Source organism: Microvirga sp. KLBC 81, assembly GCF_003075415.1.
Classification (GTDB): domain Bacteria; phylum Pseudomonadota; class Alphaproteobacteria; order Rhizobiales; family Beijerinckiaceae; genus Microvirga.
Window position 1 is genome coordinate 1 of sequence record NZ_QDAH01000117.1, and the last position, 11,496, is coordinate 11,496.

Here is an 11,496-nt window from a genome sequence, read left to right on the forward strand (position 1 = left end):
CTCCAAGATGGGCGCAAGCTGAAACCGATCCGGATCCGGCAGAGCGCCTATCTGAATAATCGCATCGAGCAGGACCATCGTGCCATCAAAAGGCGGGCTCGTTCCATGCTTGGGTTCAAGTCGGTGAACAGCGCTCGCATAGTCTTGGGCGGGATCGAAATGGTTCACATGATGCGCAAAGGACAGGCGAAGTACGCCTGTCCTTCGAACCTGTCACTTGCGGAGCAGTTCGAACTGCTCGCGGCATGAAGCTGAGTGAAGTTCGTTTCTGTCCCTTCAACTTCAGTCAGGATTTGCGACAGAGCCCTTCCAAGCTCGTGTTGTCGCACGATCATCTCAGCCCCTTGTTCACTCCTGATCACGTACAGGACCATGCCATCATCGACGACAGGGAGATGCGCACGACCTCACAGATCCCGCCAGCCGCCTTTCTCATGCGGACAAGCTGGCCAACCGAGAAGAGTGGTTGCATCACGTCTTCCAATCCAAAAGGGAGCCGCTGGCCCAGGTCTGACGATGCAGGTCTGGATTGTTGTCCGGTTGTTTGCTCTGTGATCAGAAGCCGCAAAACGGTCCGCGTCTCTGCCGGTTCGATCGGCCGAGCTCTCGAATGCGGAACTCCAGCTCGTGGCGGTCTGTGGCTGATGCGAGATGCGCCGCATCCCGCTCTTCATCGGTGGGCAGGAGTTCATGTCGAACCCAGCTCAGATGACGTCCAAAGCCCGATGACAGATGCGGGAAGTTGGAGGCGAGTTTGCAAAGTGAGAACAAGATCATGTCATGGCTCCTGTGATGTATCTGGAGCCCTCTGGCGCTTCCCCGGCAGATTATCTGTTGTAAGCTTCTTCCCTTCTGGCACGTTGGTCTTTGACCTTGTCTGAGTGATTGCAAGCTGGCGTGAAGGCTTCGTTATGAGGAAGCTTCGCTCAGTTGGTGCGCAGACCACGTCGTTTGATGACGACAACCTCGGTCTGTCGCCCTCGAGCAAGCGCCGGTCGGCTCCGCCCGGGCTGAGCCTGCGTCATCAGCACTCGACGTCTGACATCCTCTTCTGGCAGGCCGCTCAACTGTGCGGCCACTTCAACCTGGCTTTCGATCTGGTCTGTCAGGCCTTGCGCGGCCGCAATGGCCTCGTCGAGATCAGGCGGATCATGGCGCGTGCGGCGCCGGCTCCACGCGGCCGGAATGGCTTTCTTGCGGTCCATGAGCTCCTCTCCAGCATCCGACAAGCAAACGAGGGAAGAGGCGATTTGTGCAGTGCACAATTGTCGCAGCCTCCTAACGATCTGACCAACTCCATAAGGCCAACTGCGTCTGGCACGCATTTTGCTTCATTTGGATCGCATGATCTGATCGAGGCTGTCCTGATGAAGATCCTTCGCCAATGGCTTGCGTCCCTGAACGAGGCTGATCGCAGTCTCAGAAGCCAGGGCTATCTTGTCGTGTATGGCGGCATGACGTCCATTGTGGTTCCCCTCGGTGCGTCTGGAGAACCACCACGGCACCGTGGCCGGCCCATCTCGTTTTGGGGTGCAGCTCTAGCTGCCCTTGGCCTCTGAACCAGCACGATGCTTGCGGAAGAGCCATTCCGAACCGGAAACTGAGCTGGGTTGCCAGCTCAGCCTGGCTCCGGCTGCCTTTAATGCAGCAGCTTCTTTCTCAAACGTCGAACGTTCAGCCACACCAGAGCAAACACGATCGGAAAGGCCAGTCCCGTGACCACATCAGGATCCATGCCAAGATCGATAGGCTTGAGGGACTTCAGCCCATAGCCGATCAGGCCCAGGGCATAGTAGGTGATCACCACCACCGACAGGCCTTCGACCGCCTCGTTGAGGAGAAGCTGCAAGCGCGCCCGCTGGTCCATGGACCGGAGCAGATCACGATGCTGCTCGGCCATGGTGATATCGATTCCGGTCCGCAACAGGTCGCTGGCTCTTGTGGTTCGCTGCGACAGGCTCTCCAGCCTCTCGGCCGTCGAGATCAAGGTCCGCATCGCAGGCTGGAAGCGGCGATCCATGAACTCGGCGATCGTCTGCAGGCCGGGGATGCGCTCCTCCCGCAACTCCGCAATGCGTCGCTCGACGAGGTTGTGGTAGGCGCGGGCGGCACGGAAGCGGTAACCGGTCGCCGCCGACATGCGCTCGATTGAGGTTGCCAGCTGGATCAGGCGATCGAGCAGTTTCCGCTCATGCTCGACGCCGTCAGATCTCGTCATGGACGCGGTAATGTCGGCGAGATTGCGCTCGCAATGGGCAATGTCAGGAGCAATGTGGCTTGCTACAGGCAGGGCCAGGAGCGCCATCATCCGGTAGGCCTCGACCTCCAGCAGCCGCTGGACCAATCTGCCGGCCTGCCGCCGGCCGAGACGGTGGTCATAGATCAGGATGCGGGAGAAGCCGTCGGCGTGGATGCGATAGTCGGTAAAAACAGTCGCGGCACCGCTCGACACAAGGCTGCCGATGACACTGTCGGTTGAGAAATGACAGGACACTTCATCGCCCGTCGGGGCTGGCGCCTCGCTCGGCAGGACGGCGACATGGGCGGCCACGAGCGTTTGATCAGGCAACTGGGACAGCCAGTCGAGGGCAACCACGTCGATCGCCGGCGAGCCGAAGGGTGCTTCAGAGGTGCCACCCTGCACGAAGAACGTATAGGTGACGAATTCGGTGTGGCGCTCCCATTTCAGGCGAAAGGGGCCGAAGTCCTGCGAAAAGTGGTTCACGCCAGCCTGCGGTGGCGTGATGCCATAGCGCTCGCACAGCCTGACGAGGCAGGCGTGATCGTCCGCTGCGCCCTGCTCACCGCTATGGATCGCCAGATACGAGACCCGCTCAGGGGAGCCCAGAGGTGTGGGAGGTCTGGCATGCACCTCGTTGTTCAATTGATGGCGCAGCGGATGACTGGCGATCGGATGAGCTTTGGCCCCTTGATCCGGGAGGGTCGGCGCATGCGAGCCTGCCGGTTTCGTCGATATCGGGTCACGGTAGTCCAACATAGTCCATCCTCAACACGAAGATGGCGCTTCTTCCCTAAGGACTTGGTCTGAGCCGGGGATCTTCTGCCCTGGTTATGGAAGCAACTTGATGCACTCGGCCTGCTGATGATTCATTCTTGCAGGCTGCTGGCCTGGACTCAACGCAGCAGGGCTGAATTTGACGAAGGTCAATTTGCCGCGAGTCTGGATTGCCTTGGCAATAGGACAGTTCATGCCCTTCCCTCAACAGCAATCAAGGAAGTGGCATGGGCTTACCATATATTGGTGCCAACATTCCTGATCAGCCGCCATGCTTTCCAGGTTCTTTCCGCCAGCGCTCCATCTGCCACAGGAGGGTCACCAACGGCGCCGGCAGAGGGCTGTCAGGCTCATCCCGGTACAACTCCGCCATAGCACGGGCCATCATGAGAGCGGCGAGATCCGGCGGGCGAACCTGAACCCACCGGCGTGGGTTGCGCGGAGTGTCGGCTGGCATATGTGTTGCTCCGGCTGCTTCTTTTTCAGCCAAGTGGGCAGGAATATGCCCACCTAAGCTAACGTACGTTGACGAGGGGAACCGCTATCGCGGTGACTGGTTTCAACGGAGCAGCAAGGATTGCAGAGGTGAGCGATGCGACCTCTGGAGCGCGTTCACGTTTTTGGAGCAGCAGGCTGCGGTTCCACAACCCTGGCATGGGCGCTCGCGCGCCGGCTGGCGTGCCAGCATCTCGATGTTAACGATTTCTACTGGTTGCCAACCACGCCACCGTTCCGGAGAAGGCGGACGCCTCCGGAGCGGTTGCGGATGCTGTCGGAGGTTGCGGCTTCCACTCCCCGCTGGGTGCTGTCGGGACCTGTCGCCGGCTGGGGCGATCCGTTGCTTCCGCACCTCGATCTGGTGGTCTTTCTGTACGTACCGACCGAAGTGAGGCTCCATCGGCTTAAGCGGCGGGAACGGGCCCGGTTCGGCGACGCCCTTGATCCGGGCGGATTGATGCACGACCAACATAAGGCGTTCCTAAGCTGGGCCGGTGGGTACGATCTGGGGCTGAGCGGCGGACGCACCCTGTTGGCCGACGCCACATGGCTGGGCTACCTGCCCTGCCCCATGATGTGCCTGATCGGCGAGTGCGGAACGATGGAGCAGATCGACCAGGTGCTGACGTTCTGGGAAACGCAGGCTCATCAACCCAAAGCCAGCAATCCTTCCACCTCGGAAATCATTACCGGCGTGCTGGATAGCGTTCCCTATCCCCCTTAGCTCCCTGCGACTGTCGGCTTCCAGCTCCGAGCACTTTGGCAAGGATCACCTGAGCCCTTTCCAAACCTCACGATTCCATTGGTCCGCTGCCCTGAGCGGCCGGTAGTGTGGTGAAGGCTCTGGAAATCGCCTGATCGGTGCGGTCATGGCAGGACGGTGATGTCCAAGTCACCCTCCGAGAGGAGCCTCACCATGACCAATGCAAAGGATAAACATGCTGCCGCTGCCATGAAGGACCTTCTGAGCCAGGGGCCAGCGCAAGATCTGTTTGATAATCCCGACATATAATCAGAATTAGATCTTGCGCTGGCCTCGTATGGATCTCTTTCGCGTTTCCCGCCGCCTTTGGGGCGGTCGCCACGAATACGCTGGTCGAGCTTGAGGAGCATCGTTCTGAGTTTGTCCGGTTTTGCGCAGTTTATTGCACGGACCTTGCGCGCTCCCCAAGCGCATCAGGGATGGGTCGGTCGGGGCCTCCGCGGGGGTGTCGTCGGTCATGTCACTTGCAGCAAGTGCCGAGAGCCTCTTCCCGACGGCGACATCGTCGATCTGCGCGGTCGTCACACCGCCCGGGAATACGACGTCCTCGGGGTATCCGGGCGCCATGCCGGCCATCGCATGCTGGAAGCAGGTCGGCGAGATCGCCACGCTGTAAATCGGCTCAGAACGGTTGCCCCGTCCGTACAGGCGCAACCGGTTGAATCAGCAGAATAAACAGCCCAAACAAAGGGGTTACAATCGGCACCGGTCGTGACCCTCTCGATCCGCAGAAGGTTCCAAGCCAATCAGCGGTTTACGCTCAGTCCATGAAGGGGTCTGAGTTCAACGCCGAATGACAGTCCGGTATGGGTCGACCCTTCTGTATGGTGTGCCTTTCCGCACGCCTCCCCAGTCCCGGAAATGCCACGGTACGCTCGTCAACTGTGTCCCCGGATGGAGTCGAACCATGCGCGCGATCCTCGCACTCCTCTGCCTGTTCTCCGGCTCGCCGAATGATGCTGCGGCGGAGAGCGTCGACACGGCGCAAGAACCCAAGGTCGACAGGTACCGGGCGTTCCTCTCCGAGCTCGCTTCCTCAGGAACAGCCTCGGAGTCCAAGGCTCCGATCGACTTGCCGGCAGGCCTGAAGGAAGCCATCGAGACCTGGACGAGCTCATAAGCCGCGGCACTCATAGACTGGTGCGGGCGGAGGGACTCGAACCCCCACAGCTTGCGCCGCTGGAACCTAAATCCAGTGCGCCTCCCAATTCCGCCACGTGTCGCCGCCAATTTAGTGCGAGTCGCTGAAACCCTTTATTCTCCATGGCCCGCAAAAAGCTGTGAGTCTGGAAAACAAAAGATCAAGGTTCGAAATCGTCGTTTTCCAAAGAGGGCACCGTCAAGTTGTTGAAGAAGGACATACCGACCCCGGCTCGCATCCAGACTTAGGCGACGCTCGCGATACCAGTCACCTCAGCCCAGACCTGCAAGGCCCGAGCACGAGCACGGCGATGATCAGAGGCGTTGGTGTTGGCAGGACGGTGGAAGAGATTAGCAACCTGATCGTGGGCCGAGAGGAAGCGCTGGGCCTGTCCGGCTGATTTGAAGCGCTTCATGATGCGCTCTCGCCGTCGGGTGGGCTGATGGCTGTTCTCGGCTCGGTTATTCAGCCCTCGATGCTGGCGATGTTCGACAGCCGGCATGATCTCTCGCTTTGCGGCACCGTAGCTCGCGAGTTTGTCGGTGATCATCACGCGAGGCGCCATGCCCTGCCTCTTAAGTAGCTTCCGCAGCAGGCGTTTGGCTGCTTTTGCATCGCGGCGGCTTTGAACAAGGACATCGAGGAACAAGGACATCGAGCACGGCTCCGTGCTGGTCTACGGCCCGCCACAACCAGTGCTTCTTGCCGGCGATGCTGATAGCAACCTCATCAAGATGCCATTTGTCTCCGGATGCGGGCAAACGCCGGCGGATCTGGTTGGCAAAGGTTTGGCCGAACTTCATCGCCCATTGTCGCACCGTCTCGTGGCTGACCAGGATACCTCGGGCGACCAGCATCTCCTCAACCATCCGGAGACTGAGTGGGAACCGGAAATAAATCCAGACGGCATGGCTGATCACTTCAGGTGGAAAGCGGTGGCGAGCGTAACGAGGATGACGGGTCGGTTTCATCCCTCATGGATAGCCTGATCCGGTCATCCTCCGGTTAATCTGACGGTGCCGCAATATCTCTGCCAAGCTTTATCAGACAACATTGCACGCTCACCCAGCCCGGTAGCCTTTCCTATGGCAAACTCCACGCGGCTGCTATGATGACCACACCTCCCTATCCAGACGTCAAACGACATTGATTCAGGTCAAGGCTGTTGCAGATCGATATGCAATCCTTGGTGGATCTTGAAGCGTATAGTGGCTGGCCGAACCCGCCTGAAAGCGCAACTTGAGGCTTGTTCCATGGAAGGTGGGTCTGGCTCACTCTGACGATGAGGTGTGAAAGATGGCGAGAATGCTTTTAACAACAACTTTCGCAGCGGCATGGCTTATTGGTATCCCGGCCCAAGCTGAAGTCGTCGGGAAGGTCAAAACGGATTGGGTCGGCAACGATATCGTGATCGAGGCTATCCTGGACCCTAAGGTGCAGGGTGTGACCTGTCACCTGACCTATTTCGAACGCAGCCTGATCGACCGGCTGCAGCAAGGCAACTGGTTCGAGGACCCGTCCAACTCGTCCATCGCCTGTCAAACGACCGGGCCAGTGACCATCAGCAACATCGACCTCGATCGCAACGGCGAGGAAGTCTTTACCGAGAGCCGGAGCCTGATCTTCAAGAAGCTGGTGGTGAACCGCATCTATGACCGGCAGAACAACGCGCTGATCTACCTCGCCCACACCCGGCAGGTGCAACAGGGCAGTGCCAAGATGTCGATCTCGACCGTGCCTCTCTACAATACGCAGGCGACCTGGACGAAAGGGCATCCGCAGTAACGGCTCAGAGCGACTGAGTTCGGTTCGCTCGCTTTGAAAAGCTCATCTTGATTATGCTTGAATCGAAAATAGTAGGATTGTGACGTACAGCGCCGGCTCTAATCCCGGCGTAAGGGATTGAGAACTATCGTGGAGGCATGCGACTACTCCGCCACCGAGACCCTGCGCGACGGGCGCACCGTTGAAATCCGCGCCCTCAGGCCCGAGGACCGGGCTGGCCTGCTCGCCTCCGTCGGCCGAACCAGCAACCAATCTCTCTACCGGCGCTTCTTCGGCTTCAGGCGCGACTTCACGAAGCAGGAAGTCAACCTCTACCTTGATATCGACTTCGCGAGCCATGTCGCCCTGGTCGCCGTGCTGAAGGAGAATGGGCAACCGGTGATCGTCGGCGAAGCCCGCTATGTCGTCGTGCAGCCGGGCCAAGCCGAGGTGGCTTTCGCGGTAGACGACCCGCATCAGGGGCACGGCATTGGCACGGCTCTGATGCGTCATCTCGTGGCCATGGCGCGTCAGGTCGGGCTCAGGGAGCTTATCGCGGAGGTTCTGCCGGACAACATTGCGATGCTGAAGGTGCTCGAGACCAGCGGGCTTGGGATCAGGACCCGGCGGGAGCCGGACACCGTTCATGTTGTGCTTCAGCTCTCATGAAGTCGAACCACCTCGTTGCCGTGGCCCCGCGTCGAAATTTGCCTTGGCACTCTCGTGAACCGCATCGGCCGGCGCTGAGAGGTCTGTAAGCGGATTGCGGGGAGCCTTGGCACGGTAAATGTAGCCCGCAGCCGCCCTTTTCGGCCTGGTTCATGCTCCCGAGCTACTTGGCGGCCTGCGCCCTCTGCATCTCGGTCATGTAATTCCACAGGTCGGCCAGGGACATAAGCGTCCCATCCCGCGACTTCCTGTAGGGCCTGTGACACTTCCGGCTTGGTCATCGGCGTCACCGTGGCATCAGTCTCCTGTTCAGGATGCGAGTTTGGCTTGCATCGCGCCGAGCACGCTGCGCGTCTGCCGGGCGATCACGAGTTCCTCGTTGGTAGGGATGACCCACGCCGTGGGCCCGGATCGGGAAGAGATGCGCGGGCCGCCGGTGCGGTTGGCGGCCTCATCAAGGGTGAGCCCTGCCCAGGCGAGGCCGGCGATTACCTCGGCGCGGGTCGCCACATCGTTCTCACCAATGCCGGCCGTGAAGACGAGCCCGTCGATGCCACCCAGCGCCGCGACGAGCGACCCGATTTCACGCGTGATGCGGTAGACGAACAGGTCGATGGCCCGCTTGGCGTCAGCATTGGTCGCTGCCTTCGACCGCAGCACCCGCATGTCATTCGAGATGCCGGAAACCCCAAGCAATCCGGACTTGGTGTAGAGCACGCGCTCGGCTTCCTCCGGACTGAGCTTCATTTCCCGGAGCATGAAGAAGACGACACCGGCATCGACGGCACCGCAGCGGGTTCCCATCGGAAGACCGTCAAGAGCGGAGAAACCCATGGTTGTCGCGATGCTGACACCGTCTTTGAGGGCACACAGGCTCGCGCCGTTGCCGAGATGCGCGACGACCACCCTGCCCTCGGCAAGGCGTGGATCGTAGTCCTTGAGCACGGACGCGATGTAGTCATACGAAAGCCCGTGGAAGCCGTAGCGCCGCACGCCGCGTTCACGCATCTCGCGCGGCAGGGCGAACAGACTCGCGATGTCGGACTGCGTCTGATGGAAGGCTGTGTCGAAGCAGGCGACCTGCGGCATGCCCGGCAGGCGGCGGCGGACGATCCGGATCGGCTCCAGGTTGTGGGGCTGGTGCAACGGCGCGAGCGGCACCAGTGCCTCTAGCCTCTGAATGACGGCTTCGTCGACCAAAACCGGGCGTGAAAAGGCCTCGCCGCCATGGACGACCCGATGCCCGATGGCGACGGGCTTGCGCTCCTCCCGAAACTGGCTCAACCGCGAGACGAGGTGCACCAGCGCCTCTTCGTGCCCGAACCGGTCGCCGGAGTCCCACGTCATCTCATCGAGGACTGCGCCATCCGTGTCCTTGACGAGGAAATGCGTCGATCCTCCCAGCCCTTCATAGAGGCCTTTCCAGACAAGCCGCGGCTCCACGCCGTCCGGCACATCGAAAACCTGGAACTTGAGGCTCGATGACCCGGCATTGAGGACGATGAGGACCGGCGTCATGGCTCAGACCTCCGGCATGGCGAGTTGCTTGCGCTGCGCGTCGGCCACGAGCGAGGCGACGGCGCAGGAGGCCAGCCGGGTGATCGTCGAGTCGGCCCGGCTCGTGAGGATCACCGGCACGCGGGCTCCGAGCACGATGCCGGCTGCATCGGCGTCGGCCAGGAAGGTCAGGCTCTTGGCGAGCATGTTGCCGGCTTCGAGATCCGGGACTACGAGCACGTTGGCCTGCCCGGCGACTGGCGACTGGATCTTCTTGATCGTCGCGGCGCCAAGGTCGATGGCATTGTCGAGCGCCAGCGGACCATCGAGGATCCCGCCCGTGATCTGACCGCGGTCCGCCATCTTGCACAACGCCGCGGCCTCGATGGTCGAGGGCACCTTCGGGTTCACGGTCTCCATCGCCGACAGGATCGCCACCCGCACCGGCTCGACCCGCAGCGCCCGGGCGAGATCGATCGCGTTCTGGACAATATGGACCTTGTCCTCCAGCGTCGGTGCGATGTTCACCGCCGCGTCGGTGATGATGAGCGCGGTCTCATGGCCGGGAACGTCCATGACGAAGCAGTGACTGATCCGGCGTGCCGTGCGCAGGCCACCCTCGCGGCAGACGACGGCGCCCATGAGTTCATCCGTATGGAGGCTGCCCTTCATCAAAGCCTCCGCTTCGCCCGCCTTGACGAGTTCGACCGCTTTCTCGGCTGCCGCATGGCTGTGCGGCGCGTTGACGACGCGCATCTGAGAGACATCCTTGCCGAGCGCCTGCGCGGTGGCCATGATCTTGGTCTGCGGTCCGACGAGGATTGGATCAATCAGGCCGAGTTCGGCGGCCTCGAATACCGCGCCTAGGGACGCCTGATCGCAGGGGTGGACCACAGCCACCTTCAATTTCGGAAGGGACTGAGCCGTCGCAACGAGTCGGTCGTATTTGTCGTGCCGCCGCTGACCCTGCTGAGACGTATCCTGGGCTGCAGTTGCAAGTGTCATGACGGATTTCCCTGGTTGCTCTCGATGGCGGTCGGGATGGACCGCCGGGACGGCGGATTTGATGCTTGAGCCGCGTCGCCGGTCTCAAGCCCACGAGGTGGTGATCGACAGCGGCTCACGCTTTCGCAAGCGCCTCCTTCGTCGGAGACCTTATTCCTTTGGGCTGACGCCGCCATTTACCGACTTGGTGCAGATGGTCATCAGCTTGCTCATCTCGGAATTGTAGTCGCGGAGGGTTTGCTCGATCCAGCGGGACTGGATGGCCGCGACGTCCGCGAGGTTCTTGCAGGCCATCATTTCGCGGGTGATCTCGGCGTCCTTTTCAAGCCGCATCGAGACGAAGCCGATCATCTCGCGCTGGCATTCGGTGGTCGCAACGAGCCAGGCTTCCGCGGCGTTCGAGAGGGCTTGGCCGCCACCGGGAAAAGCGATCCCGGTGCCGCTGCGCAGCGTGTCTGATAGCCCTGATGTCTTCGGCGTGGTGGTGGTCATGAATCGTCCTCCTTGAACAGACTTCTTCGTCAGAATGAAAGGGTTGTCCTCGCCTGCTTCAGGCAGCCGATGGCGAAATCGGCCACCTGGTGCGCCCTGTCGTCCCGCATGGCTTTGCGTACGGCCTCCAGGCGCACGAATTCCTCGGCACGGCGGTCGTGCGTGAGCTCCTCCGGCGACAGGACCTGCGCTCAGCCAAGACCGAGACACTGCCGCCTATGATCTCGACGAACCCGCTACGGATGAGGGCCAACAGGTGGTGGGGTGCAGCGGGGTTGAGCGATGCGGTCATATCGCCTCTCCCATCGAAGACCGGGTGACCTCGGAGAATCTGGCCTTAGATGTTCTCGTGTCGGACAGTTCAGCGGGAATCGCGAGTTCGGCCTCGGTCGCGGCGACGACCTCCTCGACGGTGACACCTTCCATTGTTTCCAGAAGAGTGGCCCTGCCATCTGGAAAACCGATCACCGCGAGCTCGGTGACCACGAGATCCACCGGCCGGTCCGACGTGAGCGGCAAGGAGCACTCCCGCATGATCTTCGGGCGTCCCTTGGCGGTGTGCTGCATGGCCACGATGACGCGCTTGGCTCCGGCCACTAGGTCCATGGCGCCGCCCATGCCGGGCACCATCTTGCCCGGTACCATCCAATT

14 protein-coding genes and 1 pseudogene are annotated in these 11,496 nt (G+C 61.1%); 6 read left to right on the forward strand and 9 right to left on the reverse strand.

What is annotated here, in order from left to right; all coding sequences use genetic code 11:
- A partial coding sequence (locus DC522_RS30420; protein ID WP_116532227.1) for a DDE-type integrase/transposase/recombinase occupies positions 1 to 249 on the forward strand: 249 nt, incomplete at its 5' end.
- 306 nt (positions 250 to 555) lie between these two features.
- Here DC522_RS30420 and DC522_RS37620 read toward each other — a convergent pair.
- From DC522_RS37620 to DC522_RS30440, 4 genes are all read right to left on the reverse strand, one after another.
- On the reverse strand, positions 556 to 777 hold the full coding sequence (locus DC522_RS37620; protein ID WP_116532228.1) for a DUF3563 family protein: 222 nt from the start codon (positions 775 to 777) through the stop codon (positions 556 to 558).
- Between the two features lie 149 nt (positions 778 to 926).
- Positions 927 to 1,205 carry a hypothetical protein gene (locus tag DC522_RS30430; protein WP_116532229.1) on the reverse strand — a complete coding sequence of 93 codons (279 nt, stop codon included), beginning with the start codon at positions 1,203 to 1,205 and terminating at the stop codon, positions 927 to 929.
- Positions 1,206 to 1,639: 434 nt separating this feature from the next.
- Complete coding sequence (locus DC522_RS30435) at positions 1,640 to 2,998, reverse strand: DUF3422 family protein (RefSeq protein ID WP_116532230.1); 1,359 nt, start codon at positions 2,996 to 2,998, stop codon at positions 1,640 to 1,642.
- Between the two features lie 280 nt (positions 2,999 to 3,278).
- Positions 3,279 to 3,473 (reverse strand): hypothetical protein, encoded by a 195-nt coding sequence (locus DC522_RS30440; protein WP_116532231.1) that lies wholly within the window; start codon positions 3,471 to 3,473, stop codon positions 3,279 to 3,281.
- 135 nt (positions 3,474 to 3,608) lie between these two features.
- On the opposite strand from DC522_RS30440, the gene DC522_RS30445 reads away from it, so the two are divergent.
- The 3 genes from DC522_RS30445 (at position 3,609) to DC522_RS30455 (ending at position 5,397) form a co-directional block, all read left to right on the forward strand.
- Entirely contained in the window at positions 3,609 to 4,238 is a 630-nt protein-coding gene (locus tag DC522_RS30445; RefSeq protein WP_116532232.1) for a hypothetical protein, read from the forward strand.
- Between the two features lie 496 nt (positions 4,239 to 4,734).
- A complete protein-coding gene (locus DC522_RS35170; RefSeq protein WP_165820389.1) occupies positions 4,735 to 4,893 on the forward strand; it encodes a hypothetical protein in 159 nt (52 codons plus the stop codon).
- Positions 4,894 to 5,184: 291 nt separating this feature from the next.
- On the forward strand, positions 5,185 to 5,397 hold the full coding sequence (locus DC522_RS30455) for a hypothetical protein (RefSeq protein WP_116532234.1): 213 nt from the start codon (positions 5,185 to 5,187) through the stop codon (positions 5,395 to 5,397).
- A 265-nt stretch (positions 5,398 to 5,662) separates the two neighbouring features.
- Here the strand turns inward: DC522_RS30455 and DC522_RS30460 are convergent.
- Positions 5,663 to 6,389: pseudogene (locus DC522_RS30460) on the reverse strand (IS6 family transposase).
- Positions 6,390 to 6,714: 325 nt separating this feature from the next.
- Between DC522_RS30460 and DC522_RS30465 the strand changes: the two are divergent.
- Both DC522_RS30465 and DC522_RS30470 read left to right on the forward strand, forming a co-directional pair.
- Complete coding sequence (locus DC522_RS30465) at positions 6,715 to 7,203, forward strand: CreA family protein (RefSeq protein ID WP_116532235.1); 489 nt, start codon at positions 6,715 to 6,717, stop codon at positions 7,201 to 7,203.
- 129 nt (positions 7,204 to 7,332) lie between these two features.
- Positions 7,333 to 7,851 carry an N-acetyltransferase family protein gene (locus tag DC522_RS30470; RefSeq protein WP_371680910.1) on the forward strand — a complete coding sequence of 173 codons (519 nt, stop codon included), beginning with the start codon at positions 7,333 to 7,335 and terminating at the stop codon, positions 7,849 to 7,851.
- Between the two features lie 309 nt (positions 7,852 to 8,160).
- On the opposite strand, the gene DC522_RS30475 is transcribed toward DC522_RS30470, so the two are convergent.
- The 4 genes from DC522_RS30475 to DC522_RS30490 all read right to left on the reverse strand — a co-directional run.
- On the reverse strand, positions 8,161 to 9,369 hold the full coding sequence (locus tag DC522_RS30475; protein ID WP_116532236.1) for an acetate/propionate family kinase: 1,209 nt from the start codon (positions 9,367 to 9,369) through the stop codon (positions 8,161 to 8,163).
- Positions 9,370 to 9,372: 3 nt separating this feature from the next.
- Entirely contained in the window at positions 9,373 to 10,353 is a 981-nt protein-coding gene (locus DC522_RS30480) for a phosphate acetyltransferase (RefSeq protein ID WP_116532237.1), read from the reverse strand.
- A gap of 150 nt (positions 10,354 to 10,503) precedes the next feature.
- On the reverse strand, positions 10,504 to 10,845 hold the full coding sequence (locus DC522_RS30485; protein ID WP_116532238.1) for a phasin family protein: 342 nt from the start codon (positions 10,843 to 10,845) through the stop codon (positions 10,504 to 10,506).
- 288 nt (positions 10,846 to 11,133) lie between these two features.
- Positions 11,134 to 11,496 (reverse strand): CoA-transferase (locus DC522_RS30490; protein WP_305777717.1); only part of this gene is annotated, 363 nt, incomplete at its 5' end.